The following is a 25,456-nucleotide window of genomic DNA, read 5'->3' as shown; positions in this document are numbered from 1 at the left end:
ATTCGGCTTGTGGCTGCCACGTCGCCGACCTACCGTCGAGGCATGGGCTGGCTGCTCGTCGCGGGCGCCGTCGTGCTGGTCGTTCTCACGACGGTCCGCAGCCTGCTCCAGCGTCCGCCGCCGCCACCCGAGCACCGGCCGATCGAGCTGATCGCCACCGACGCCCGGCGCCTCGGCCACCGGTTCCGCAGCCTGCCGCGCGGCGTCTCCTTCGCGAAGTTCGAGGCGATCCGGCGGGCCTACGACGACGTGCTCGCCGAGGGATGCGCGGCGCTCGACCTGCCCGAGCTCCTCGGCGTGCTGCCTGCCGGCGACGAGCTCGACGCCGAGCGGGTGCGGGTCGAGCAGCTGCTGTGCCGGTGGGGGCTCGAGATCGACGACGCGGCCTGACCCCGGCCGGGCTCAGCCGACCCGGCGGTAGGCGAGGTCGGTGATCTCGCGGTCGGCGGCCAGCCCCTTGCGCTCGAACCTCGTGACCGGCCGCTCCTCCCAGCGCGGCACCACGCCCCCCTCGAGCAGCGGCTCGGCGCCGAGCACGGCCTCCATCTGGGCGGCGTAGTCGGCCCAGTCGGTGGCCAGCCTCCACAGCGCACCCGGCGCCAGCCGGGTCGCGGCGAGGTGGGCGAACGGCGCGTCCACCAGGCGGCGCTTGAGGTGCCGCTTCTTGTGCCACGGGTCGGGGAAGAACGTCCACAGCTCGGCCACCTGCCCCTCGCCCAGCAGGTGCTCGAGCACCCACACGGCGTCCACGGAGCAGAACCGCACGTTCGCCGCCCCGGCCTCGGCCACGCGGCCCAGGGCGTCGGCGACGCCGGGCACCCAGACCTCCAGCGCCAGCACGTCGTACGACGGGCGGGTGGCGGCGAGCGCGGCCGTGGCCTCCCCGATGCCGGACCCGATCTCCACGACCAGCGGCGCCTCGCGCCCGAACCACGACGCCAGCGAGAACCCCGGGTCGTCGACCGCCTCGTCGGGGATCACCCAGCGCTCGTGGTGCGCCTCCCACGCCGCGGCCTGGCGCGGGGTGAAGCGACTGCCACGGCGTGAGTACGAGAGCACCTCGCGCATGGGCCGGCCGTCGTCGGTGAGCTTGTGGTGCGGGCGCGCGGGGCGGACGCGGTCCTCGGCCATGCCCCGATCCTCCCGCACCGGGGCCTCCGGCCGGGCCCGGGGTCCTTGGCCTGTGCCCCTCGACCGTCGCGGCGGCCTACCGTCGAGGAGGACCAGGAGCCAGCACGAGGAGGGATGGAGGGATCGTCATGGGACACCAGATCGAGTCGGTGCACGAACCGGAGCGCTGGTTCGCCGCGCAGACCTTCCACAGCGACGCCGAGCACGTCGGCCAGGTGATCGGGCCGGCCTTCGGCGCGGTGGCCGCCTACCTCGGACGCCGGGGAGTGCCCTGCGAGGGACCGGCGGTCTCCCGCTACCGCCCCGAGCCGGGCGGCTTCGAGGTCGCGGCAGGCTTCGCGGTCGACGGCCCGTTCCCGGAGGGTGAGGGCGTGCGGCCGGAGCGGCTGCCGGAGACGGACGCGCTCGCGACCCTGCACACCGGTGCCTACACCGGCCTGCCGGGCGCCTACGCGGACCTCGAGCACGAGGCCCGGGTCCGTGGCGTCGCGCTCGACCCCACGGCGATGTGGGAGGAGTATCTCGACGGACCGGACGTCCCGCCGGAGCAGACGCGCACGCGGATCGTCTGGCCCCTCGTGGAGGCGGGCAGCCACTAGGTCGACGGCACCAGAGCGCGGAACGCAGAACGCCCCCGGACCAGAGGTCCGGGGGCGTTCCGAGGATCAGCTCGGAGGCTGGTCAGATCACTTGGTGATCTTGGTGACCCGGCCGGCGCCGACGGTGCGGCCGCCCTCGCGGATCGCGAAGCGCAGGCCCTCGTCCATGGCGATCGGCTGGATGAGCTCCACCGACATCTCGGTGTTGTCACCCGGCATGACCATCTCGGTGCCCTCGGGCAGCGTGACGACGCCGGTCACGTCCGTGGTCCGGAAGTAGAACTGCGGACGGTAGTTGTTGAAGAACGGCGTGTGACGGCCGCCCTCCTCCTTCGAGAGGATGTAGACCGAGGCCTCGAAGTTGGTGTGCGGGGTGGTGGTGCCCGGCTTGATCACGACCATGCCGCGCTCGACGTCCTCGCGCTTGGTGCCGCGGAGCAGCAGACCGACGTTCTCACCGGCCTGGCCCTCGTCGAGCAGCTTGCGGAACATCTCGACGCCGGTGACCGTCGTCTTCTGCGACTTCTCGCGGATGCCGACGATCTCGACCTCCTCGTTCACCTTCACGATGCCGCGCTCGATGCGGCCCGTGATCACGGTGCCACGACCGGTGATCGTGAAGACGTCCTCGACGGGCATGAGGAACGGCTTGTCGGTCTCGCGCTCCGGGGTCGGGATCGCCTCGTCGACGGCGTCCATGAGCTCCATGATCGAGTCGCCCCACTTGGCGTCGCCCTGCAGCGCCGGGAAGGCGGCCACGCGGACGACCGGGATGTCGTCACCCGGGAACTCGTACTCGGAGAGGAGCTCGCGCACCTCCATCTCGACGAGCTCGATGAGCTCCTCGTCGTCGACCATGTCGCACTTGTTCAGCGCGACGACCAGGGCGGGCACGCCGACCTGGCGGGCGAGCAGCACGTGCTCGCGGGTCTGCGGCATCGGACCGTCGGTCGCGGCCACCACCAGGATCGCGCCGTCCATCTGGGCCGCGCCGGTGATCATGTTCTTGATGTAGTCGGCGTGACCGGGGCAGTCGACGTGCGCGTAGTGACGCTTCTCGGTCTGGTACTCGACGTGAGCGATCGAGATCGTGATGCCGCGCTGGCGCTCCTCAGGAGCCTTGTCGATGTCCTCGAACGCCGAGGCGGCGTTGAGGTCCGGGTGCTTGTCGTGCAGCACCTTGGTGATCGCCGCGGTCAGCGTCGTCTTGCCGTGGTCGATGTGACCGATGGTGCCGATGTTCACGTGCGGCTTGGTCCGCTCGAACTTCGCCTTAGCCACTGGGGGCTCCTCCTGATTGGTGGTGTAACTGACTCGTGGTGTTGCTGTGCAGTGTTGCGTGCCGAGGATCCGAGGTGGTAACCGGGTGGGTTACTCGCCGCGGACCTTCTTGATGATCTCGTCGGCGATGTTCGTGGGAACCTCGGCGTACGAGTCGAACTCCATCGAGTACGACGCCTGACCGGAGGTCTTGGACCTCAGGTCGCCAACGTACCCGAACATCTCGGACAGGGGCACGAGCGCGTTGATGACCATGTCACCGTGACGCTCCTCCTGTGCCTGGATCTGGCCGCGCCGGCTGTTGATGTCGCCGATGACCGTGCCGAGGAACGACTCCGGCGTGGTCACCTCCACGGCGAACATCGGCTCGAGCAGCACGGGCTTGGCCATCCGGGCGGCCTCCTTGAAGGCCTGGTTGCCGGCGATCTTGAACGCGAGCTCCGACGAGTCGACGTCGTGGTAGGCGCCGTCCTCGAGCGTGAACTTCACGTCGACCATGGGGTAGCCGGCGAGCACGCCGAACTCCATGGCCTCCTGACCGCCCTGGTCGACCGAGGGGATGTACTCCTTCGGCACGCGACCACCGGTGACGTTGTTGATGAACTCGTACCCGGCACCGGCACCCGTCTCGGGGTCGATGTTGGGGCCGAGCGAGACGACGACCTTCGCGAACTGGCCGGACCCACCGGTCTGCTTCTTGTGGGTGTAGCTGTGCTTCTGGACCTCCTTGCGGAGGGTCTCGCGATAGGCCACCTGCGGCTTGCCGACGGTCGCCTCCACGCGGAACTCGCGCTTCATGCGGTCGACGAGGATCTCGAGGTGGAGCTCGCCCATGCCGGCGATGATCGTCTGGCCGGTCTCCTCGTCCGCCTTGACGGTGAACGTGGGGTCCTCGTCGGACAGGCGCTGGATCGCGGTGCCCAGCTTCTCCTGGTCACCCTTGGTCTTGGGCTCGATCGCCACCTCGATCACCGGGGCGGGGAACGTCATCGACTCGAGGATGACCTGGTGCTGCGGGTCGCACAGGGTGTGACCGGTCTTGGTGTCCTTCAGACCCATCACGGCCACGATCTGACCGGCACCGACCGACGCGATCTCCTCACGCTTGTTCGCGTGCATCTGGTAGACCTTGCCGATCCGCTCCTTGCGGCCGTTGACCGAGTTCACCACGGTCGAGCCGGCCTCGAGCTTGCCCGAGTAGACGCGGACGTAGATCAGCTTGCCGAGGTGCGGGTCGCTGGCGATCTTGTACGCCAGGCCGGAGAACGGCTCGTCGTCGGAGGGCTTGCGGACGACCTGCTCGTCCTCGTCCTTGACCGAGTGGCCGACGATGCCCTCGATGTCGAGCGGCGACGGGAGGTACTTGACCACGGCGTCGAGCAGGGGCTGCACGCCCTTGTTCTTGAACGCCGTGCCGCACAGCACCGGGTTGACCTTGTCGGCCAGGGTGGCGCGGCGGATCGCGGCCTCGAGCTCCTCGACGGAGAGCTCCTCGCCCTCGAGGTACTTCTCCATCACGTCGTCGTCGGCCTCGGCCAGCGTCTCGAGGAACTTCTCGCGGTACTCGGCGGCCTGCTCGGCCATGTCCGCGGGGATCTCCTCGACCTCGTAGTCCTCACCCATCTTGGTCTCGCCGCGCCAGGTCAGGGCACGCATGCCGACCAGGTCGACGACGCCGAGGAAGTCGCTCTCGGCACCGATGGGCAGCTGGAGCACCAGCGGGGTGGAGTTGAGGCGCTCGACCATCATGTCGACGCAGCGGAAGAAGTCGGCACCGGTGCGGTCGAGCTTGTTGACGAAGCACATGCGCGGCACGGAGTACTTGTTCGCCTGGCGCCACACGGTCATCGTCTGGGGCTCGACACCGGCCACGCCGTCGAAGACGGCGACGGCGCCGTCGAGGACGCGCAGCGAACGCTCCACCTCGGCGGTGAAGTCGACGTGGCCGGGGGTGTCGATGATGTTGATCTGGTGGTTCTTCCACCAGCAGGTCGTCGCGGCGGACGTGATGGTGATGCCGCGCTCCTGCTCCTGCTCCATCCAGTCCATCGTGGCAGCGCCCTCGTGGACCTCACCGATCTTGTAGGTGATGCCGGTGTAGAACAGGATCCGCTCGGTCGTGGTGGTCTTGCCGGCGTCGATGTGCGCCATGATGCCGATGTTGCGGACCTTGTTGAGGTCAGTGGTGATGTCGACGGCCACTGTGGTCGTGTTCCCCTCGGGAGATGTGGGTGACGGTGACGGCGGGGCGGTACGGCGTGTGGGCCGGACCGCCCCCGCGGGTCACCAGCGGTAGTGGGCGAAGGCCTTGTTGGACTCGGCCATCTTGTGCGTGTCCTCGCGCTTCTTCACTGCGGCACCCAGGCCGTTGGAGGCGTCGAGGATCTCGTTCATGAGGCGCTCGGACATCGTCTTCTCGCGACGGTCCTGGGCGTAGCCGACGAGCCAGCGCAGCGCGAGCGTGGTGCCGCGCGTGCCCTTGACCTCGATCGGGACCTGGTAGGTCGCACCGCCGACGCGGCGGGACTTGACCTCGATGGCCGGCTTGACGTTGTCCATCGCACGCTTGAGCGTCACGACGGGGTCGGTGCCGGTCTTCTCGCGGCACCCCTCGAGCGCGGTGTAGACGATCCGCTGGGCGACCTGCTTCTTGCCGTCCTGGAGGACCTTGGAGACCAGCTGGGTCACCAGCTGCGACCCGTAGACGGGGTCGACGACGATCGGCCGCTTCGGGGCCGGACCCTTGCGCGGCATGTCAGCTCTTCTCCTTCTTCGCGCCGTAACGGCTGCGGGCCTGCTTGCGGTTCTTCACGCCCTGGGTGTCGAGCGTGCCGCGGATGATCTTGTAGCGGACACCGGGCAGGTCCTTCACCCGGCCGCCGCGGACGAGCACGATCGAGTGCTCCTGGAGGTTGTGGCCGACGCCCGGGATGTACGCCGTGACCTCGACGCCGCTCGACAGGCGCACGCGGGCGACCTTGCGGAGGGCGGAGTTCGGCTTCTTCGGGGTGGTGGTGTAGACGCGGGTGCAGACGCCTCGGCGCTGCGGAGACCCCTTCAGGGCAGGCGTCTTGTTCTTCGACACCTTGTCCTGGCGGCCCTTGCGGACCAGCTGGTTGATCGTGGGCACCTGGTGGTTCCCCTTCTGTTTCTCTCTCAGCACGCGGCACGGTGCAGCGCGCGATCGTCCTGCTCTGTCCGGGTGGTGCGGCCCCCTCCCGCCGCTTCACCCCCGAGGTCGGGCGTGTCGCCCGATCTCCCTCGGACAGCCGGTACGGACCTGTCTGGCCGGGGGGTTCCTGTGCCGCGGTAGTCGGGTCTTGCTCCCTCTCACCTACGTGCGGGCACGCGCAACGGTCTGGTGGTCCCAGACACGAGGATCGAGATTACTCCGTGCCCCGACACCGGTCAAAACGCGCCGCGACCGCAGGTACCACGCACTTGCGGCCAGCGTGCCCACCGCCGTGAGCAGCCCACCCAGCAGGAGGGTCCACCGGGCGCCCCACGCCTCGCCGACCAGCCCGATCAGCGGGGCACCGAACGGCGTCCCGCCGATGAAGATCATCAGGTAGAGCGCCATCACGCGGCCGCGCATCGACGGGTCGGTGTGCAGCTGCATGTAGGAGTTCGCGGCGGTGATCATGGTCAGCGCGCTGAGGCCCAGCAGCGGGGTGAGCAGGGCGAACGTGAGGTAGGTCGGCATCAGGCCGGAGGTCACCTCGACCACGGCGAAGACCACGGCCGCGGCGATCACCAGCCGCAGCCGCACCGTCTGGCGCCGGGCGGCGACGAGCGACCCGGTGAGCGAGCCGACGGCCATGAACGTGCCGAGCAGGCCGTACTCGGTCGCGCCCTTGTCGAAGACCTGCGTGGCCATCAGCGCCGAGGTCATCTGGAAGTTCAGGCCGAAGGTGCCGGTGAAGAACACCACCGCGAGGATCAGCATCAGGTCGGGTCGGCCCCGGACGTAGGCGACGCCGGCCCGGATCTGCCCGGGCTCGCGCAGCACCGGCTCGGGCGTGCGCAGGGCCGCGGGGTCGAGGGAGCGCAGGGTGAGGATCGGGGCGGCGTAGCTGACGGCGTTCACCAGGATCACCCAGCCGGTGGCGACGGCGCCGCCGCCGAGCCAGGCGATCAGCACGCCGGCGACGGCGGGGCCGACGATGCGGGCGGCGTTGAAGCTGGCGGAGTTGAGGCCCACCGCGTTGGTGAGGTCCTCGGGGTCGACCAGCTCGGAGACGAACGACTGGCGCGCCGGGCCGTCGAAGGCCGCGGCGATGCCGAGCACGAACGCCAGCACGTAGACGTGCCAGGTCTGGGCGGTCCCGGTGACGGCCAGGACGCCGAGGATCGCGGCCGGCACCGCCATGCCGAGGTTGGTCAGCTGGAGCAGGCGCCGCTTGGGCATCCGGTCCGCGACCAGGCCGGCGACCGGCGAGAGCAGCAGGAACGGGAGGAACTGGAGGCCGGTGGTGATGCCGACGGCCGCGCCACCGTTGCCGGAGAGCTGGAGCACCAGCCAGTCCTGGGCGACGCGCTGCATCCAGGTGCCGACGTTGGAGACGACGCCGCCGGCGGCGTAGCGGCGGTAGGTGGGGTTCGCGAGCGAGCGGAACGTGGGACTCGTGGGCTATCAGTCCTTCTGGGCGAGTCGGTCGAGGATCGGGGCGGCCTTGCGCAGGACCGCCCGCTCCTCGGGGGTGAGGTCGGTGAGGCGCCGGGCCAGCCACGCGTCGCGGCGGGCCCGGTCGGCGAGCACGGTGGCCCGGCCCTGCTCGGTGAGCTCGACGACGACCTGGCGGCCGTCGGTCGCGTGCCGTCGACGTACGACGTAGCCGCCGTCGACGAGGCAGTTCACCGTGCGGGTCATGCTCGGCGGCTGGACCATCTCGTGCGCGGCGAGCTCGCCGAGGGTGAGGTCGCCGCAGCGGTGCAGGCACCCGAGCACGGCCATCGCGCCGAGGCTGAGCTCGTTGTCGGGGTGGCGCTCGGTGGCGAGCCGGCGGCGCAGCCGCATCACGGAGAGGCGGAGCTCGGAGGCCAGGCCGGCATCGCTGCGGACGGCGCGCTCGATCGTGGGCATGTCCTTAGTCTAGGTCATTACCCTTGCTAATCAAATCGTCTACCAGATGACGCTGACCCGCCGTCAACCAACGGCGGGTCAGCGTGGGGTTGCTGGCGAGATGGACCTCAGGTCAGCCAGCCGGTGATCGGGCCGATCGCGAACCAGGCGAGGAACAGGGCGGCGACGACCCACATCAGGGTGTGCACCTGGCCGGCCTTGCCGAGCACCACCTTGATCAGCACCCAGGCGAGGAAGCCGGCGCCGATGCCGACGGTGATCGAGTAGGTGAACGGCATCAGCACGATCGTCAGGAAGGCGGGGATCGCGATCTCGAGGTCGTCCCAGTCGATGCCCTTGACCTGCTGCATCATCAGGAAGCCGACCAGGACCAGGGCGGGGACGGCGGCCTCGCTCGGGATGATGTTCACCAGCGGCGCGACGAACATCGCGAGCAGGAAGAGCAGTCCGGTCACCACGCTGGCCAGGCCCGTGCGCGCGCCCTCGCCGACGCCCGAGGCCGACTCGATGTAGGAGGTGTTGCTCGAGACGCCGGCGGCGCCGCCCGCAGCCGCGGCGATCGAGTCGACGACGAGGATGCGCTGGGCGTTCGGCGGGGTGTTCTCCTCGTCGTTGAGGCCGGCCTCGGCGCCGATGGCGGTCATCGTGCCCATGGTGTCGAAGAAGTCGGCGAGCATCAGCGTGAAGACGAGCAGCACCGCGGTCACCGCACCGACCGCCTCGAAGGAGCCGAACAGCGAGAACTCGCCGAGCGTGCCGAAGTCGGGGCGGTCGACCACCTTGTCGGGCATGGACGGGACGTTGAGCCCCCAGCCACCGGTCGGGTTGTCCTGCGACGAGCCGAGGGAGAGCACCTGCTCCATCACGATGGCGATGACGGTGGTGATCGCGATCGAGATCAGGATCGCGCCGCGGACGTGGCGCACCCAGAGCGTGATCACCAGCCCCAGGCCGATGGCGAAGAGCACGACCGGCCAGCCGGAGAGCTGGCCGTCGGGGCCGAGCTGCACGGGCACGGTGGTCTGGAAGGCGTCGGGCACGCGGCGCACGAAGCCGGCGTCGACGAACCCGATCAGCGCGATGAACAGGCCGATGCCGACCGAGATCGCGACCTTGAGCTGTGAGGGGACGGCGTGGAAGACCGCCTTGCGGAAGCCGGTGAGCACCAGGACCAGGATCACGATCCCCTCGAGGACCACCAGCCCCATCGCGTCGGCCCAGGTCATCTGCGAGGCGATGGCGACCGCGACGAAGGCGTTGAGGCCGAGCCCGGTGGCCAGGGCGAGCGGGAAGTTCGCCACGACGCCCATCAGGATCGTCATCACGCCGGCGACCAGCGCGGTGCCGGCCGCGATCGCGGCCAGGTTGGGGGCGTCGCCGCCTCCGAGGAACTGGCCGTCGGCGTCCTTCGCGAAGCCGAGGATCAGGGGGTTGAGCACGATGATGTAGGCCATCGTGAAGAAGGTGACCAGACCGCCGCGGACCTCGTTGCCGACGGTCGAGCCGCGCTCGGTGATCTTGAAGAACCCGTCGAGCCCGCCTCGCGGCGGACCGCTCCGGGCGGAGGTGCGGGAGGTGGACGTGGTGTCGCCGGCCGAGGTCTCGTCGCTCACGGCCCGCAGCATGTCAGAGCGGCGGCGGTCCCGATAGAGGCAGTGACCCCGTGTCGGCTAGCGTGACCCTCGTGGAACTGCGCGACGAGCAGCCGAAGCAGCACGAGATCGGCAGCCGCACCTACATCGTCGCCGACGTCGAGCCGCTGGACGTCGACGGCGTCCGGACCGTCGAGGTCGGGACGGCGGCGTGGCTGATCGGGTTCGTCGCCCTGCTGCCCTTCTACGGGCGGCTCGAGGACGACGGCCGCGTCTGGTGGCTCTGGACCTGCCTCGCGGGGTTCGGGCTCGGCCTCTTCGGCCTCGAGTACTGCCGCCGCCGCAAGCGGGCCCGCGCCGAGGCGCGCGCCGCGCTCACCGACGCCCCGGCGACGGACGCCGCGCCCGACGAGCAGTGACCGGCTCGCCGTGACCGACTCCCCCGACCGGCCGCCCACGCGCTGGGCGCTGGGAGGCACGGCGACGTCGCAGGGGTACGGCCGCCACTTCGCGCGCCTCGTCGACGACGGGGCCGACCTCGAGGGCGAGGCGCGGCTGGCTGACACCCTGGTGCCCCGGCGCGCGACGATCCTCGACGTCGGCGCCGGCATGGGCCGGGTGACGGCAGCCCTCACCGCCCGCGGGCACACGGTCGTGGGCGTCGAGCCGGACGCCGCGCTGGTCGCCCAGGCCCGGGAGACCTACCCGCACGTCGACGTGCTGCACGCCGACGCGCTCGACCTGGCACCGCCGCTGCTCGAGGGGCGCCCGCACGCCTTCGACCTCGTCGTGCTCGTGGGCAACGTGATGGTGTTCCTCGCCGAGGGCACGGAGCGCCTCGTCCTCTCCGCCGTACGACGCGTGCTCGCGCCGGGCGGGCGGGTGCTGGTCGGCTTCCACCCGCACGGGGCGCCGGCGGGGAGCCGGGAGTACCCGCCCGAGGAGTTCGTGGCCGACGCCGGTGCGGCCGGGCTCACGGTGCACCTGCGGGCGGGCAGCTACGAGCTGCACCCGCCGAACGACGACTACGCCGTGTGGGTGCTCGGGACCGAGGACGGCTAGAACAGCTCGATCTCGTCGTCGGTGAGGGTGTCGTGCACGTGGTCGGGCAGCGGCTGCGGCTCGTGCTTCCTGGCCAGCCGCACCTCGGAGTGGGCGCCGCAGCCGTGGTCGTAGGAGACCACGCGGCCGTCGTCGTTGGCGTTGCGGTTGGCGCAGACGCCGAACATGTCGGACAGCGGGCCGGCGATCATCACCAGGAACCCGCAGGTGTCGCAGGTCCCGGGTGCGGCCTCGGCGAGCGGCGAGGCCGGGCCGCCGTCGCCCTCGTACCACCGCTGGGCGGTGTCGTCGCGACCCTCGAGCGAGAGCGTGCGCACCCGGCCGAGGCCGAGGTCGGCGGCGACGGCGCGCACCTGGGCGCGGTCCTGGTCGGAGAGCGGGTCGTCGCCGACGAGGTAGGTCGGCACCAGGCGCGGGTCGTCCTCCTCGACGGGGAGCAGGTCACCGGGCGAGAGGTCGCCGGGCTGGATCCGCTCCTTGTATGGGACCCACGGCGGCGCGACGATCGCCTCGCCCCCCGGCACCAGGACGACCTCGGCGACGGTCACGGTCTTCTGCCGCGGGGCGCGCATGACGGTCACCGACCACTGCCACCCGGCGTACCCGGGCCGGGTGCAGGCGAAGCGGTGCGTGACGACGCGCTCACCCTCGACGTCGTGGCCGAGGTGCTCGCCGACGTCGGCGCTGCCGACGTCGTCCACCAGTGCGGCACGGGCCACGTCGACCGCCTTGACGGCGGCGGCGTCGGGCTTCACGCGGGTGGAGGTGGTCACGGTCCGATCATCGCCCATCGGCGGCGCCGCTGTCAGGTCGGGGCAGGATTCGGGACGACCTCGGGCGGGAGCCGTGTCGATCGGGTTCCACCCGACCGCGGGGCGGGCAGGATGGGCGCATGGCCGAGCAGCGCTGGCGCGACCCCCACCCGGAGGCCGCGCACGCCGACCCCGGCGCCGACCTGCCGCCCCGCGCCTCCGACCGCGCCCGGTCGGTGGGCAGGGGCCTGGGTCGCGGCGCCCGCGGCGCCGCGCGGGCCACGGGACGCTTCGGTCGCTACACCGCGGGCCAGGCGCGACGGGCGGCCCGGGCCGAGGGCGCCGGCGACTCCGGGCTCTCGCGGCTGATCGAGCTGCACGCCTTCAACGCCGCCGGCGACGCGGCCGTGGCGATCTCGCTGGCCGGCACGCTCTTCTTCCAGGTGCCGACGGGCGAGGCCCGGGGCCAGGTCGCGCTCTTCCTGGCGCTGACGATGCTGCCGTTCGTCTTCGTGGCCCCGCTGATCGGCCCGTTCCTCGACCGCTTCAGCCACGGCCGGCGGTGGGCGATCGGCGGGACGATGGCCCTGCGCGGCTTCCTGTGCTGGGTGCTCGGGACCGCGGTGGCGACCGACTCGGTGTGGCTGTTCCCGGCCGCCCTCGGCGTGCTCGTCGCCTCCAAGGCGTACGGCGTGACCCGGGCGGCCGCCGTGCCGCGGCTGCTGCCCGAGGGCCTCACCCTGGTCAAGGCCAACGCCCGCGTCTCGCTGGCCGGCGTCGTCGGCGCGACGCTCTCGGCGCCGCTCGCGGTCGGTGCGTCGGCGATCGGCCCGGAGTGGTCGTTGCGCTACGCCTTCCTGATGTTCGTGCTCGCCACCATCTGGGCGATCCGGCTGCCGGAGCAGGTCGACTCGACCGTCGGCGAGGGCACGATCGTGCTGCGGGGGTCGGCCGAGGGCACGTCCCACGGCCGTGTCCGCGCGCGGATGCCCGCGGCGGTGGCCTTCGCCCTGCGTGCCAACTGCGGCCCGCGGTGGCTGAGCGGCTTCCTCACGATGTTCATGGCGTTCCTGCTGCGCGAGGAGCCGATCGGCGACTCCAGCCCCGAGCTGCTGCTGGCGCTGGTGATCGGCGGCGTCGGGCTCGGCAACACGCTCGGCATCTTCACCGCGTCGCTGCTGCGCCGCCTCAACCCGGCCGTGACCGTGGTGCTCGCGCTGCTCGCCGACACGGCGATGGTGCTGGTGGCCGCACTGTTCTACAGCCTGCCGCCGCTGGTGGTGCTCGGCCTCACGGTCGGCCTGGCGCAGTCGCTGGCCAAGGTCTCGCTCGACGCGACCATCCAGCGCGACGTCGACGAGCGCATGCAGTCGAGCGCCTTCGCCCGCAGCGACACGACGCTGCAGCTCGCGTGGGTCATCGGCGGCTTCGTCGGGATCGCGATGCCGCTGGAGCCCCAGCTCGGCCTGGGCATCGCCGCGGTCGTGCTCGCCGGCTGGGCGGCCTTCGTGATCACCACCCGCCCCGCGGCCCGTCGTACGGCGTCGTAGCGCGGGCCGGCCTCAGAGCTCGAGCTCGTCGGCCAGGGCGCGGAGGAGCTTCGCGACCGGCTTCGCGGTGCGGGCGTCGGGATGGCGGCCGTGGCGGTAGGCCTCGCCGACGCCGTCGAGCACGCGGATCAGGTCCTCGACGATCGGGACCATCGCGTCGGGCGACTTGCGGCGCGCGGCCTGCTGGCTGCGCGAGACCGACGCCGGCGCGTCCAGCACCCGCACCTGCAGCGCCTGGTCACCCCGGCGGCCCTGGGCGATGCCGAACTCGACGCGGGTGCCGGCCTTGAGGGTGGTCACGCCCTCCGGCAGCGCCTCCGAGCGCACGTAGACGTCGGGCCCGTCCTCCTGCGAGAGGAAGCCGAAGCCCTTGTCGGCGTCGAACCACTTGACCTTGCCAGTGGGCACGGGGGGGAACCTTTCGAGCTGCGGGGGACGGCGCGGCACCGGCCGCGACGGGAAAGCCTAACCGGGTCAGGCGGGGCGGGCGCTGAGCGCCTCGTTCATCGAGCCGGAGCGGAAGCCCCGCGGGTCGAGCTCGGCCCGGGGGAAGCCGGCCTCCCGGACGACGGCCAGCACCTCGGCGGCCAGCGGCGAGCTGCCCGCGAGCGGCCCGGCCACCAGCGCGCCGTCGACCTCGACCCTGCCGAGGTCGTCGACGTCGCGGACCCGCAGGTCGCGCGGCGCGAACCCGGCCCCTGAGAGCAGCGCGCGGACGGCGGCCTCGGCCCGCTCGACGCGGGCCAGCCGGTGGGGCGTGACCTCGACGCCGTAGGCGACGCGCGAGGAGAGGCAGGCCGCGGCGGGCTTGTCCCAGGTCGGGAGGCCCCAGCGCCGCGAGGCCTCGCGCACCTGTGCCTTGGTCAGCCCCGCGTCGCGCAGCGGGGCGATCGCCCCGCGCTCGGCGGCGGCGCGGATGCCGGGGCGGAAGCCGGCCACGGCGTCGTCGGCGTTGGTGCCGGTCGCGACGTGGGCGACGCCCTGCTCGGCGGCCAGCGGGGTGAGAACGTCGAGCAGCTCGGCCTTGCAGAAGAAGCAGCGGTCGCCGGCGTTGGCGCGGTAGCCCTCGCGCTCCATCTCGTGGGTGCGCGGGGTGAGCAGGGGAACCCCGAGCGACTCCGCGAAGTCGCGGCCGGGGTCGCGCTCCGACTCCGGGAGCGAGTGGGAGTAGCCGGTCGCGGCCACCACGCGGTCGGGGCCGAGCGCGCGGACGGCAGCGGCCAGCAGGAAGGCGCTGTCGGCCCCGCCGCTGAAGGCCACCATCACCGAGCCGCGCCCGCGCAGGTCGGCCTCGAGGGCGGCGAGTCGCGTGGTCAGCAGGTGCTCCTCGAGCCAGGCGGGGAAGTCGCGCAGGTCGTCGAGGACGACGTGGGTGCCCGCGGCCACGAGCTCCTCGCGGGTGCACCCGCCGGTCAGCACCGAGACGCTGGTGGCGCCCGCGGCGAGCGCGCCCTCGACGTCGTGCACGTGGTCGCCGACGTAGATCGAGACCCCCTCGCGCACGAGCACGTCGGCCTTGCCGACGCCCCACACCTCGCCCTCGAGGTGGTCGAGGTCGATGCCGAGGTGGTCGACGTGGAGCCGCGCGTTGGGGGCGTACTTGCCCGTCACCACCACGACGCGGCCGCGGTGGCGTCGTACCTCCGCGACGGCCTCGGCCGCGCCGGCCAGCAGCGGGGTGCTCACCACGGCGAGGTCGGGGTAGAGCGCGCGGAAGCGGTCGATCGCCGGCTGCACCTGCTCGGCGGGCAGGTGGGGCGCGAGCATGTGGTCGAGGGGCGGACCGAGCTTCGAGATCGCCTGCTCGACGGCGAGGTCGACGCCGAGCTCCTCACCCAGGGCGGTGAGCGTGGCGGCGAAGCCCGGCACGGTGTCGATCAGGGTGAGGTCGAGGTCGAACCCCACGACCAGCTGTTCCGCTCCCATGGCCCCCACCCTAGGGAACTCCCCACAGGAGCGCGGACCCGCGGTGGCGCCCGGGGTCCGCCTGCGTCACACTGGGCGGCTCCGGCTGAGGTGTCAGGAGGCCAGGCATGGGGGCGTGCGCTCGAGGCGCTGCGCGAGGGGTCGTCGCCGCCGTGCTCGCGATCGTCGCGGGCGTGGCGGTGCTCGTCGTGCCCGCCCTCACCCCGGCGACGTCCGCCGCGACCCGCGCCGAGGGCGAGATCGTGCTGGTCGTGCTCCGCGGCGCCGGCACGGCGGGCTACCTCGGGCCGCTGCCGCGTCCGGAGTACCGCGACGTGCTGCTGGCCACCCAGGACGACGTGCTCGAGGGGGTCGACGCGGAGCCGGTGTACCGCTGGACGACGGCGCTCAACGGCTTCGCGGCGAGTCTCACCCCCCAGGAGGTGGAGCTGGTCGAGGCCGACCCGGCCGTCACGGAGGTCGAGCGCAACGTCGTGCTCCCGCTCTCAGCGACGCGTGCGACGTCGCTGGGCGCCGGCCCCGTGGGCCCGGGGTCCCGCGGGCCCGGACGGGGCGGTGCCGGCCAGGTGGTCGGCGTGGTCGACACCGGCATCTGGACCGACAGCCCCGTGTTCGCGCCCGTGCCCGGCCTCGGCCGGGACCCGCAGGACTTCCGGGGCGGGTGCGACCCGGAGGACGCCGGGCTCTGCAGCGACAAGGTGGTCGGCGCGCAGTGGTTCGTCGCCGGGTTCGGTGTCGACGACCGGCGCAGCACCAGTGCCCTCTCGGCGCTCGACGACCACGGGCACGGCACCCAGGTGGCCTCCGTCGCGGCCGGCAACGCCGCGGTCTCCGTGGAGGTGCCGGGCCAGCCCGAGGGGCGCTTCTCCGGCACCGCGCCGCGGGCGCGGATCGCGGCGTACAAGGCGTGCTGGACGGCCCCCGACCCCGACGACGACGGCTGCGCGACGGCCGACCTGGTCTCTGCGGTCGACCGTGCGGTGCACGACCGGGTCGACGTGCTGCTGCTGGCCGTGGCGGGCAACGAGCCCGGGTCGGCGCTCGAGAGCGCACTGCTCGGCGCCGCCGAGGCGGGCGTGGTCGTGGTCGGGGCGGCCGGCAACGACGGCCGCGCGTCGTACGCCGCGCACGCCTCGCCGTGGGTGACCACGGTGGGCGCGACGACCGGCCCGGTGCGCACCGGGCGGCTGGTGCTGCCGGGCGGCCCGACGGTGACCGGTGCGATGGCGGCGACCCGCGGGCGGCACGACGTCCGCCTGGTCGCCGGCGCGGACGCGGTCGCCGAGGGCGCGACCCGGGCGGCGGCGCGGGAGTGCCGCGACGGCGCGCTCGACGCGGCCCGGGTGCGCGGGGCGGTCGTGCTGTGCGAGCGCGGCGGCACCGCGAGGGTGGAGAAGTCGGCCGCGGTGCGCCGCGCCGACGGCGTCGGCATGGTGCTGGTGAACACGCGGCCCGGCGCCGTCGTCGCCGACCTGCACGTCGTCCCCACCCTGCACCTGCGCCACGACGACGGCGCGGCCGTGCGGTCGTGGCTGCGTCGCCACCCGCACGGCCGGGTCGACCTGCTCCCCGACCGCTCGACCCCGACGGGAGCCGGCCGCCCGGCGCGGGTGCCCGCGTGGTCGGAGCCGGGCGACCCCTCGGGCGCGGTGCTCAAGCCCGACCTGGTGGCGACCGGCACCGGCGTGCTCGCGGCGACGCCGCCCTCGGTGCGGGGCCTGCGCTGGGACCTCGTCGGCGGCACCTCGGTCGCCTCCGCCCGCGTCGCCGGGCTCGCCGCGTCGCTGCTCGCCCGCCACGACTGGTCGGCGGCCGAGGTGCGCTCGGCGCTGGCCACGACCGCCGCGCCGGTCGCGGCCTCCTCGCTGCGGGCCGGCGCCGGCCGCCCGGGGCTCGCGCGAGCGGCCGCGCCGGGCCTGGGCTTCCCGGTGGACCGGGGCGCCTACCGGGCGTGGTCCGTCGGCTTCCTGCGCGAGGCCAACACGCCCTCGGTGCTGCTCTCCGGCTCCGCCGACCGCGCCGTGCGCACCGTGGAGAACCTCGGCCCGCGCCGCGCGACCTGGTCGGCCAGGGTGGTCGGCCTCGACAGCCACCGCACGGTGGTGCGGCCGGCGACGTTCACGCTGCGTCCCGGCCAGCGGGTGCAGGTGCACCTCCGGGTGGTGCACCCCGAGGGCGCGGCCCACCCGCTCGACGACGGCTACGTCGTCTGGCGCGGCACCGACGGCTCCGTGGTGCGGGTGCCGGTCGCGCTGGTGCGCTGAGGGCTCGCCGCGTCGTACGTCCCGGGAGTCCCCCAGGTCCCACCGCGTGCGCGAAGCTCACGGTTGTGGGCCGAAGGTTCGCTTCACAACCGTGAGTTTCACCGCCTGGGCGGTGAATCCCACCGACGCCCGACCTATCCCAACCCCAGCTCACGGGTCGAGACCTCGCGCATCTCGACCTTGCGCACCTTGCCGGTGACGGTCATCGGGAACTCCTCGACGACGGTGACGTACCGCGGGATCTTGTAGTGCGCGAGCCTGCCGGTGGCGAACGCGCGGACGGCGTCGGCGTCGAGCGGCGGGCGGCCGGCGCGCACCTTGATCCAGGCGCACAGCTCCTCGCCGTACTTCTCGTCGGGGACGCCGATCACCTGGACGTCCTCGACGTCGGGGTGGGTGTAGAGGAAGTCCTCGACCTCGCGCGGGTAGATGTTCTCGCCACCACGGATGACCATGTCCTTGATCCGCCCGGAGATCACGCAGTAGCCGTCCTCGCGCATCACGGCCAGGTCGCCGGTGTGCATCCAGCCGTCGGCGTCGATCGCCTCCGCGGTCTTCTCCGGCTCCCCCCAGTAACCGAGCATCACCGAGTAGCCGCGTGTGCAGAACTCGCCGGTCTCGCCGCGCTCGACGGTCGCGCCGGTCACGGGGTCGACGACCTTGATCTCCACGTGCGGGTGGACCCGCCCGATGGTCGCCGTACGACGGTCGAGGTCGTCGTCGGCCCGGGTCTGGGTGGACACCGGGCTGGTCTCGGTCATGCCGTAGGCGATGGAGACCTCGGCCATGTGCATGTCGTCGATGCAGCGCCTCATCACCTCGACCGGACACACCGAGCCGGCCATCACGCCGGTGCGCAGGGTCGAGAGGTCGTGCTCGGCGAAGGTGGGGTGGTTGTGCATCGCGATGAACATCGTGGGCACGCCGTACACGCCGGTGCACCGCTCGGCGGCGATCGCACGGAGCGTGGTCTCGGGGTCGAAGCCGGGCGCGGGGATCACCATCGTGGCCCCGTGGGTGGTGCAGCCGAGGTTGCCCATCACCATCCCGAAGCAGTGGTAGAAGGGCACCGGGATGCACAGCCGGTCGTCCGCGGTGAAGTTGATCGTCTCGGTGGTGAAGAAGCCGTTGTTGAGGATGTTGCGGTGGCTCAGCGTCGCGCCCTTGGGGCGGCCGGTGGTGCCGGAGGTGTACTGGATGTTGATCGGGTCGTGGGGGTCGAGGGTCGCCATCCGCCCCGCCACCGCACCGGGGTCGATCGCCTCGCCCTCGGCGAGCAGCGCCGCCCAGTCGTCGGTGCCGAGGTAGACCACGCGCTCGAGGGCGGGGCACTCGTCGCGCGTCGCGTCGACCATCCCGCGGTAGTCGCTGGTCTTGAAGCTCTCCGCGGAGACCAGCAGCCGCATCCCGCTCTGGTTGACCGCGTAGGTGAGCTCGTGGGTGCGGTAGGCGGGGTTGACGTTGACCAGGACGACGCCGAGCTTCGCGGTGGCGTACTGCAGCAGCGTCCACTCCGCGCAGTTGGGCGACCAGATGCCCACCCGGTCGCCCTTCTCCAACCCCGCGGCCAGCAGGCCGCGGGCGAGCGCGTCGACGTCGCGGTCGAGCTCGCCCCAGGTCCAGCGCCGCCCGGACGCGAACTCCACCAGCGCCTCGCGGTCGCGGTGGGCGGCGACGGTCCGCTCGACGTTGGCGCCGATCGTCTCCTCGAGCAGTGCCGGCGCGGTCTCGCCCCGGGCGTAGGACTCCATGGGCGTCAACGTAGCCGCGGGGTTGCGTAGGTTGGAACCCATGGACACCGAGGCCGTGCTGGCCCTGCTGGTCGACGTGGCCGAGGAGGTGATCAACCCGCGGTTCCGCTCGCTCTCGGCGCACGAGGTAGACGAGAAGAACCCCGGCGACCTGGTCACCGTCGCGGACCACGAGTCCGAGCGACTGATCACCGACGCCCTGCGCGGCGCGTACCCGGAGGCGGTGGTGCTGGGCGAGGAGGCGTACGCCGCGGACGCGAGCCTGCTGACGGCCTTCCGGACCGCGGAGCACGCCTTCACCGTGGACCCCGTGGACGGCACCAAGAACTTCGTGCACGGCTCCCCCGACCACGCGGTGATGGTCGGCGAGGTGCGCGCGGGCGAGGTGGTGCGCGGGTGGATCTGGCAGCCGCAGCACCAGACGGCGTACGTCGCGGAGCGTGGCGGCGGCGCGTGGCGGAACGGGGAGCGGCTGGAGCGACCGCCGGTGATCGAGCCGCCGCGCGTGGTCACCTCGCGGCGACGGTGGCTGGGGCGGACGCTCGGGGACCTGCCGCCGATGGAGCTGACCTGGGTGTGCTGCGGCGTCGACTACCCGAAGGTGGTCGAGGGCGCGGCCGACGCGGTGGTCTACGGGCGGGCCAACCCGTGGGACCACGTGCCCGGCTCGCTCCTGCTCAGCGAGGCGGGCGGGTACGTCGGGACGCACGCGGGCCACGCGTACCGGCCCGGCGACGACCTCGAGATCGAGGCCCGTCCGGCCGGACTGGTCGCCGCGGCGGACCGGGCGACGTACGAGCGCGTGGTGCGGCTGCTCTGAGCGTCAATCGTCGACGGAGACCGTGAGGAGCCGGTCGCCGAGGCGGACCCGGTCGCCGGCCAGCAGGGTGGTCGGGCGGCCCACGGGCAGCTCGCGGGTCACGCCCCCGCGGACCAGCACCGTGCCGTTGGTCGAGCCGCGGTCGAGGGCGACCAGCACCCCGTCGGCGGCGACGTGCAGCGCGGCGTGGGTCTTCGACAGCGACATGTCGTGGGAGGGCAGCGCGACGAGGTGGCGCACGTCCTCGCCCGGGCGGGGCTCGGGACGCCGGCCGACGAGCGTCGGACCGTCGACGACCACCGACTCCCCGGAGTCGGCGGTGACCCGCCACCGGGGTGCTGCCCGGCGCAGGTCGACCGGGCGGGCGGGCTCGGCCGGCTGCAGCGGCGGCTCGACGCGGTCGGCCCGGCGGCGGCCCTCGACCGGGACGAGGCGCAGCGCGGTGAGGTTCACGATCGGCTGGGGCGCCTCGACGGCCTCCTCGACCACGTCGGGCTGCGGGCGGACGTCGACCACCACCGACCCGGCGCGCAGGTCGTGCCAGCCGCGACGGCGGCCGGAGCCGTCGGCCAGGGCCGTCCAGGCGAGGCTCGCGGCGCCGAGACCCAGCGTGGGCACGGTGGCCAGTCCGAGCACGACCGAGCGACGCAGGGCCGCGGCCACCCCGATGGGCGCACCGTGGTCCGCCCCGACGACCCGCACGTCGAGCAGGGCCCGGCCGGGCGAGGAGCCGCGCACGCCGAGGAGCGCCGCGAACGCGCCGACCACGGCGAGCACGCCGACCACCGCGACGGTGACGCCGACGGCGGGGCTGCCGCCGGTCCACAGCCGCCAGCCGGCCAGCACCGCCAGTGCCTCCAGCGGCCAGGCGACGGCCCGGTCGACGACGAAGGCGTGGAAGCGCCGGTCGGGCGGCGCCGTCGGGCCGGTCACGGCTGCACCACCGAGATGGTGAGGCCGTCGCCGAGGTCGATCACCGCACCGGGCAGCAGCGCCACGCCCACGCCGGGGCGGAGGTCCTCTGCCGGGAGGCCGGGCTGCACGAGCACGGTGCCGTTGGTCGAGCCGAGGTCGGTCACGACCGCGCTCCCGTGGTCGGCCCCCGAGCCGGGGCGGATCTCGACGTGCATCGAGGAGATCTCCTGCTGGGGGCTGGGCACGGTCACCAGGCGGGGCTGGTCGTCGTGCGGGAACCGACGCGACTCGGGAGCACGGCCGACCACGACCGCGCGGTCGACCTCGACCGACTCGCCGGTGGAGACCAGCAGCCGGGCGACCGGGCGGGTCACCGCCGGAGCCGGCTCCTGGCCGGGGATGCCCGGCGGCGGCGGGCCGGGCGTCCAGCCCCCGGCCTGCGTCAGCCCGTCGTGATCGGCGGTGTCGTGCTCGTCGAGAGGTGCAGCAGGGGCTGCGCGATGCGTGGGGGGTGCGGGCGCGGGCTCCTCCTCCGGCACGGGCTCGTCGGCGACCACCTGCTCCTCGACCCGGGAGACCCGCACCAGCCCGGTGTCCACGCGCAGCTCGGCGGGTAGGTCCGTGGCCTCGCCGTCGTCGGCCACCTCGAGCACGCTCGCGACGACGCCGCTCAGCGAGCGCTCGACCCAGGTGGTCGCCTCGTCGCCCTCGAGGTGCACCTCGCCGTCGGTGGTCGTGAACCGCGCGCGGGCGGCACCGCGCACCACGACCTTGGTGATGGTCCCAGCCTCGCGGGTGGAGCCGGCCGCGGCCTCGCTGACCAGCACGAACCCGGGCAGCTCGCGCAGCCCGCCGGCGATCAGCGCGTCGAGCACCTCGTCGAAGCCGGCGCCCGTGTCGACGAGCTCCCACAGCGAGGCGACGCGATCCTTCTCCGAGGGCGGCAGCAGCACGGTGGCGTGCGTGCCGAGGATCCCGAACCACGGACCCGGACGGTAGGACCGCAGCGGCGGTCGATCGGTCACGGCAGGGCCCCCAGCTTCTCCTCGAGACTCGCCCGCTGCCGCTGGGCGTCGTACTCGTCCTCGGCGTTCCATCCCACCACGTCGACGACGACGGCCGTCGCGTTGTCGCGGCCGCCCGCCTCGACCGCTGCGGCGACCACCTGCCCGGCGGCGTCACGCGGGTCCTCCGCGCCGGTCAGCACGGCCTCGATGGCGGCGTCGTCGAGCATGCCGTTCACCCCGTCGGAGCAGAGCAGCAGCCGCTCGGTCGCGGCCAGCGGCAGGAGGAAGAAGTCCGCGTCGACCCGCCCCGGCCCGCCGAGCGCCCGGGTGATCACGTGCCGATCGGGGTGCACCGCGGCGTCGGCCTCGGTGATCTTGCCGGAGTCGACGAGCTCCTGGACGACGCTGTGGTCGTGGCTGACCTGGTGGAGGCGCCCCTCGGCCACCCGGTAGGCGCGGGAGTCGCCGAGGTTGGCGACGAGCCACTGCGGTGCGCCGTCCTGCTCGACGAGCAGCGCGACCACCGCGGTGGTGCCGGCGTACCACCGCGGGCGTCCGCTGCGCAGCTGCTCCTGGCCGTACGCCGCGATCCGCTGCTGGCAGGCACGGAAGGTGGCCGCGATCGCGGTCGCGCCCCCGTGGGCGTCGTGGGACTGCCCGGCGAGGCGCGCGAACTCCTCGACCACGATGGCGCTGGCGACATCGCCGCCGTCGTGCCCGCCCATGCCGTCGGCGACGACGAAGACCGGCGGCTCGGCGAGGTGGGCGTCCTCGTTGGCCGTGCGGACCCGCCCGACGTCGGTGGCGGCCCCGTGGTGCAGCTCGACCCGCGTCACGCCGGCCTCCGCGGGCGGGCCGGTAGCGTGGGAACGATGTCCGGAGACAGTGAGCAGGGGCGCGGCCACCGCACCCTCGCCGACCAGCTGCGGGGTTGGCCCGACGAGCGCCTGGTGCGCCTGCTCGTCGAGCGACCCGATCTCGCCACGCCTGCCCCTCACGACTCCAGCCAGCTGGCGTCACGTGCCGCCACCCGGACCTCCGTCCTCCGCGCGCTCGACCAGCTCAACCGGCTCGAGCTCACCGTCCTTGATGCCCTCGTGGTCACCGGTCAAACCCCGCGCGGAGCCGTCGCCCCGATCGTGCACGCCTCGGCGCAGCATGTGGAGACCGCACTGGACCGGCTGCTCGACCTCGCGCTGGCCTGGGAGCCCGCCGGCGAGGTGCGCGCGCTGAGCGCGGTGGGTGAGGCGCTGGCTCCCGGGCCGGGCGCCGGCGGCACCGGCGTGCAGCCGAGGTCCTCCGAGCCCCGCGACGCGGCCGAGGTCGAGCGGCAGCTCGGCGAGATCGGCGAGGCGGCGCGGGCCCTGCTCGACCACGTCGACCAGCACGGCGGCACCGCGACGGCCGGCAGCAACCGCACCCAGGTCACCCCCGAGGAGGCCGCGACCCCGGCCGAGGAGCTGCTCGCCCGCCGGCTGCTGGTGCCGCGGACCGGCGGCGTGGTGCACGTGCCCGGCGAGGTCGGCCTCGCGCTCCGCGGCGGCCACACCACCCGGGAGCCCGTCGGCGAGCCGCCGGCGCTGGCCACCTCGGAGCGCCAGGCCACCCTCGTCGACCGGGCCGCGTCCGGCGCGGCCTCGGAGGCGGTACGGCGCGTGGAGCTGCTGCTCGACCACTGGGGCACCGCGCCGCCGGCCGAGCTGCGCAACGGCGGGATCGGCGTGCGCGACCTCAAGGCCGCCGCCGCGCTGCTCCACGTCGGCGAGGCGGAGGCCGCGCTGCTGGTCGAGGTCGCCGCCGCTGCCGGGCTGGCCGCGACCCGCGCCGATGCCGGGGGCGACCCGGTCTGGGTGCCGACCGACGCCTTCGACACCTGGTCGGGCCGGCCGCCTGCCGAGCGCTGGGAGGCGCTCGCCGCGGCGTGGCTCGACCTGCCGCGCGCGCCGAGCCTGGTCGGCACCCGCGACCCGGGCGGCCGGGCCCGCAACGCGCTCGAGTCGGACCTCAGCGTGCCCTCCGCCCCCGAGACGCGTCGTACGACGCTGGCGGCGCTGGCCGCGCTGCCGCCCGGCGAGGTCCTGGCCTCGGGCACCGGCGTGCCGTCGGTGGTGGCGTGGGTGTCGTGGCAGCGACCCCGGCGCCCGCGGAGCCGCGACGAGCTGGTGGCCCAGGTGCTGCGCGAGGCGGCCCACCTCGGCGTCACCGGGCTCGACGGCCTCTCGACGCCGGGCCGCGCGCTGCTCGAGGACCCCACCACCGCCGCGGCCGCGCTGGCGCCGCTGCTGCCCGAGCCGGTCGACCACGTGCTGCTGCAGGCCGACCTCACCGCCGTCGCCCCCGGACCGCTCGAGACCGGGCTGGCCCGCCGGCTGCAGCTGGTGGCCGACGTCGAGTCGCGCGGCGGGGCGACCGTCTACCGCTTCAGCGCCGCGTCGGTGCGACGCGCGCTCGACGTCGGCTGGTCGGCCGCCGAGGTGCACGCCTTCATCGCCTCGGTCTCGCGGACCCCGGTGCCGCAGCCGCTGACCTACCTCGTCGACGACACCGCCCGCACCTTCGGCACGATCCGGGTCGGGCACGCCGAGTCGTTCCTGCGCGCCGACGACGAGGACGCCCTGACCGAGCTGCTCCACCACCCCCGGGCCAGCTCGCTCGGCCTGCGTCGGCTGGCCCCGACGGTCGTCGTGAGCACCACCCCGCTCGACGTGCTGCTCCCCCGGCTGCGCGACCTCGGCCTGGCACCGGTGGTCGAGGCCGAGGACGGCACCGTGCGCGTCGTCCGCCCCGACGTGCTGCGCGCCCGCTCCCCCAAGCCGGGCCGCGGGCCCGGCGTGCGGGCGGCGCGCGAGGCGGCCCGCGTCTCGGCCGTGGTCACCGCCGTCCGCGCCGGCGACCAGGTGCACGCCTCGCGCCCGGCCCCGGCGGCCGCCGAGGTGCTCACCCCCAGCGGATCGCTGGCCGCGCTGCGCGACGCGGTCGAGTCGGGCAGCACGGTGCTGATCGAGTACGTCGACAACCACGGCACGCGTGGCGAGCGCCTGGTCGACCCGGTGCGGCTCGAGGGCGGCCACCTGACCGCGCACGACCACCGCAGCGACGACGTCCGCACCTTCGCGGTGCACCGGATCACCACGGTGCGGCCGGTCCGGGGCTGAGCCCCGGCGCGACGCGTCGCCGTAGACTCACGGGCGTGGACATGGTCCGGTACGCCGAAGGAGCAGCGTCGCTCGTGAACGCCGACCTCGGCGACCGCGACCGCCTGGCCGCCCACCTCGGCGGCCGCGAGTGGCTCAGCGAGCGGTGCTCCGACCGCGACGCCTTCCTGCTGCGCAAGCTCCAGCGCGAGCTGCGCCCGGTCTTCGACACCGCGGCGGCGGGCGACGGCGAGGGTGTGGTCCGTGCCCTCAACGGGCTGCTGGAGCAGTACCCCGTGACCCCACGGATCTCCGGGCACGACGAGCACCTGCACCTCCACGTCGGCTCGACCGCCGAGGGCGTCGCCGACCTGCTCGTCGGTGAGGCTCTGCTCGGGCTGGCCACGCTCGTGTGCGACCTGGGCCCGCGCCGGCTCGGCGTCTGCTCGGCCAAGGGCTGCCGCAACGTCTTCGTCGACATCTCCCCCAACGCCTCGCGCCGCTACTGCTCCGACCGCTGCTCCTCGCGGGCCAACGTCGCGGCCTACCGCGCCCGGCAGCGGGCGGGCTCCCCTGCCTGAGGACTCTC

General features: G+C 73.5%; 23 protein-coding genes and 1 pseudogene. 9 read left to right on the top strand and 15 right to left on the bottom strand.

What is annotated here, in order from left to right:
* Positions 1 to 42: 42 nt before the first annotated feature.
* Positions 43 to 390, top strand: a complete 348-nt coding sequence (locus ACFPGP_RS04185; RefSeq protein ID WP_378587295.1) for a hypothetical protein — start codon at positions 43 to 45, stop codon at positions 388 to 390.
* Positions 391 to 402: 12 nt separating this feature from the next.
* On the opposite strand, the gene trmB is transcribed toward ACFPGP_RS04185, so the two are convergent.
* Positions 403 to 1,131: a tRNA (guanine(46)-N(7))-methyltransferase TrmB gene (gene trmB / locus ACFPGP_RS04180; RefSeq protein WP_378587292.1), complete on the bottom strand. Its 729-nt coding sequence runs from the start codon at positions 1,129 to 1,131 to the stop codon at positions 403 to 405.
* 128 nt (positions 1,132 to 1,259) lie between these two features.
* Here trmB and ACFPGP_RS04175 point away from each other — a divergent pair, with 128 nt between their 5' ends.
* A complete protein-coding gene (locus tag ACFPGP_RS04175) occupies positions 1,260 to 1,730 on the top strand; it encodes a GyrI-like domain-containing protein (protein ID WP_378587289.1) in 471 nt (156 codons plus the stop codon).
* 87 nt (positions 1,731 to 1,817) lie between these two features.
* Here the strand turns inward: ACFPGP_RS04175 and tuf are convergent, their stop codons facing one another.
* From tuf to ACFPGP_RS04140, 7 genes and pseudogenes are all read right to left on the bottom strand, one after another.
* Complete coding sequence (gene tuf, locus ACFPGP_RS04170; protein WP_378587286.1) at positions 1,818 to 3,011, bottom strand: elongation factor Tu; 1,194 nt, start codon at positions 3,009 to 3,011, stop codon at positions 1,818 to 1,820.
* Positions 3,012 to 3,101: 90 nt separating this feature from the next.
* The gene (gene fusA, locus ACFPGP_RS04165; RefSeq protein WP_378588087.1) at positions 3,102 to 5,162 is read right to left on the bottom strand and encodes an elongation factor G; all 2,061 of its coding nucleotides are present in this window, start codon (positions 5,160 to 5,162) and stop codon (positions 3,102 to 3,104) included.
* Positions 5,163 to 5,294: 132 nt separating this feature from the next.
* The gene (gene rpsG, locus ACFPGP_RS04160) at positions 5,295 to 5,765 is read right to left on the bottom strand and encodes a 30S ribosomal protein S7 (RefSeq protein ID WP_378587283.1); all 471 of its coding nucleotides are present in this window, start codon (positions 5,763 to 5,765) and stop codon (positions 5,295 to 5,297) included.
* A gap of 1 nt (position 5,766) precedes the next feature.
* Positions 5,767 to 6,141 (bottom strand): 30S ribosomal protein S12, encoded by a 375-nt coding sequence (rpsL, locus tag ACFPGP_RS04155; RefSeq protein ID WP_028636428.1) that lies wholly within the window; start codon positions 6,139 to 6,141, stop codon positions 5,767 to 5,769.
* A 204-nt stretch (positions 6,142 to 6,345) separates the two neighbouring features.
* Positions 6,346 to 7,617: pseudogene (locus ACFPGP_RS04150) on the bottom strand (MFS transporter); the annotation flags it as partial.
* Positions 7,618 to 7,644: 27 nt separating this feature from the next.
* Positions 7,645 to 8,094, bottom strand: a complete 450-nt coding sequence (locus ACFPGP_RS04145; protein ID WP_378587279.1) for a MarR family winged helix-turn-helix transcriptional regulator — start codon at positions 8,092 to 8,094, stop codon at positions 7,645 to 7,647.
* Positions 8,095 to 8,201: 107 nt separating this feature from the next.
* Positions 8,202 to 9,707, bottom strand: a complete 1,506-nt coding sequence (locus tag ACFPGP_RS04140) for an NCS2 family permease (protein WP_378587276.1) — start codon at positions 9,705 to 9,707, stop codon at positions 8,202 to 8,204.
* A gap of 71 nt (positions 9,708 to 9,778) precedes the next feature.
* On the opposite strand from ACFPGP_RS04140, the gene ACFPGP_RS04135 reads away from it, so the two are divergent.
* Together ACFPGP_RS04135 and ACFPGP_RS04130 are read left to right on the top strand one after the other, a co-directional pair.
* Positions 9,779 to 10,105 carry a DUF2530 domain-containing protein gene (locus tag ACFPGP_RS04135; protein ID WP_378587273.1) on the top strand — a complete coding sequence of 109 codons (327 nt, stop codon included), beginning with the start codon at positions 9,779 to 9,781 and terminating at the stop codon, positions 10,103 to 10,105.
* Positions 10,106 to 10,115: 10 nt separating this feature from the next.
* Complete coding sequence (locus tag ACFPGP_RS04130) at positions 10,116 to 10,748, top strand: class I SAM-dependent methyltransferase (RefSeq protein WP_378587270.1); 633 nt, start codon at positions 10,116 to 10,118, stop codon at positions 10,746 to 10,748.
* On the opposite strand, the gene ACFPGP_RS04125 is transcribed toward ACFPGP_RS04130, so the two are convergent.
* Positions 10,745 to 11,521, bottom strand: coding sequence for a DUF3027 domain-containing protein (locus ACFPGP_RS04125; RefSeq protein ID WP_378587267.1), 777 nt, complete (start codon positions 11,519 to 11,521; stop codon positions 10,745 to 10,747). The genes ACFPGP_RS04130 and ACFPGP_RS04125 overlap by 4 nt on opposite strands.
* Before the next feature lie 119 nt (positions 11,522 to 11,640).
* On the opposite strand from ACFPGP_RS04125, the gene ACFPGP_RS04120 reads away from it, so the two are divergent.
* Entirely contained in the window at positions 11,641 to 13,050 is a 1,410-nt protein-coding gene (locus ACFPGP_RS04120; protein ID WP_378587264.1) for an MFS transporter, read from the top strand.
* Positions 13,051 to 13,062: 12 nt separating this feature from the next.
* On the opposite strand, the gene ACFPGP_RS04115 is transcribed toward ACFPGP_RS04120, so the two are convergent.
* Both ACFPGP_RS04115 and larE read right to left on the bottom strand, forming a co-directional pair.
* Positions 13,063 to 13,458, bottom strand: a complete 396-nt coding sequence (locus ACFPGP_RS04115) for a cold-shock protein (RefSeq protein ID WP_378587261.1) — start codon at positions 13,456 to 13,458, stop codon at positions 13,063 to 13,065.
* Positions 13,459 to 13,524: 66 nt separating this feature from the next.
* The gene (gene larE / locus ACFPGP_RS04110; protein WP_378587258.1) at positions 13,525 to 14,976 is read right to left on the bottom strand and encodes an ATP-dependent sacrificial sulfur transferase LarE; all 1,452 of its coding nucleotides are present in this window, start codon (positions 14,974 to 14,976) and stop codon (positions 13,525 to 13,527) included.
* Positions 14,977 to 15,128: 152 nt separating this feature from the next.
* On the opposite strand from larE, the gene ACFPGP_RS04105 reads away from it, so the two are divergent.
* Positions 15,129 to 17,240 carry a S8 family serine peptidase gene (locus ACFPGP_RS04105; protein ID WP_378587255.1) on the top strand — a complete coding sequence of 704 codons (2,112 nt, stop codon included), beginning with the start codon at positions 15,129 to 15,131 and terminating at the stop codon, positions 17,238 to 17,240.
* Positions 17,241 to 17,374: 134 nt separating this feature from the next.
* Here the strand turns inward: ACFPGP_RS04105 and ACFPGP_RS04100 are convergent, their stop codons facing one another.
* Positions 17,375 to 18,991 carry an AMP-binding protein gene (locus tag ACFPGP_RS04100; RefSeq protein WP_378587252.1) on the bottom strand — a complete coding sequence of 539 codons (1,617 nt, stop codon included), beginning with the start codon at positions 18,989 to 18,991 and terminating at the stop codon, positions 17,375 to 17,377.
* Positions 18,992 to 19,031: 40 nt separating this feature from the next.
* Here ACFPGP_RS04100 and ACFPGP_RS04095 point away from each other — a divergent pair, with 40 nt between their 5' ends.
* On the top strand, positions 19,032 to 19,811 hold the full coding sequence (locus ACFPGP_RS04095) for an inositol monophosphatase family protein (RefSeq protein WP_378587249.1): 780 nt from the start codon (positions 19,032 to 19,034) through the stop codon (positions 19,809 to 19,811).
* A 3-nt stretch (positions 19,812 to 19,814) separates the two neighbouring features.
* Here the strand turns inward: ACFPGP_RS04095 and ACFPGP_RS04090 are convergent, their stop codons facing one another.
* The 3 genes from ACFPGP_RS04090 to ACFPGP_RS04080 are packed head-to-tail and all read right to left on the bottom strand — an operon-like array spanning position 19,815 to position 22,569.
* Entirely contained in the window at positions 19,815 to 20,744 is a 930-nt protein-coding gene (locus ACFPGP_RS04090; protein ID WP_378587246.1) for an RDD family protein, read from the bottom strand.
* The gene (locus tag ACFPGP_RS04085; protein WP_378587243.1) at positions 20,741 to 21,751 is read right to left on the bottom strand and encodes an FHA domain-containing protein; all 1,011 of its coding nucleotides are present in this window, start codon (positions 21,749 to 21,751) and stop codon (positions 20,741 to 20,743) included. Before ACFPGP_RS04085 ends, ACFPGP_RS04090 begins: the two co-directional genes overlap by 4 nt.
* A complete protein-coding gene (locus ACFPGP_RS04080) occupies positions 21,748 to 22,569 on the bottom strand; it encodes a PP2C family protein-serine/threonine phosphatase (protein ID WP_378587241.1) in 822 nt (273 codons plus the stop codon). Before ACFPGP_RS04080 ends, ACFPGP_RS04085 begins: the two co-directional genes overlap by 4 nt.
* A gap of 36 nt (positions 22,570 to 22,605) precedes the next feature.
* On the opposite strand from ACFPGP_RS04080, the gene ACFPGP_RS04075 reads away from it, so the two are divergent.
* Positions 22,606 to 24,888: a helicase-associated domain-containing protein gene (locus ACFPGP_RS04075; RefSeq protein WP_378587238.1), complete on the top strand. Its 2,283-nt coding sequence runs from the start codon at positions 22,606 to 22,608 to the stop codon at positions 24,886 to 24,888.
* A gap of 41 nt (positions 24,889 to 24,929) precedes the next feature.
* Positions 24,930 to 25,448: a CGNR zinc finger domain-containing protein gene (locus ACFPGP_RS04070; protein WP_378588084.1), complete on the top strand. Its 519-nt coding sequence runs from the start codon at positions 24,930 to 24,932 to the stop codon at positions 25,446 to 25,448.
* Positions 25,449 to 25,456: the final 8 nt, after the last annotated feature.

The organism is Nocardioides taihuensis (assembly GCF_042657275.1).
GTDB lineage: Bacteria > Actinomycetota > Actinomycetes > Propionibacteriales > Nocardioidaceae > Nocardioides > Nocardioides taihuensis.
The sequence above is the reverse complement of the archived record's forward strand: the minus strand, read 5'-3'. Positions and strand labels throughout refer to the sequence as shown.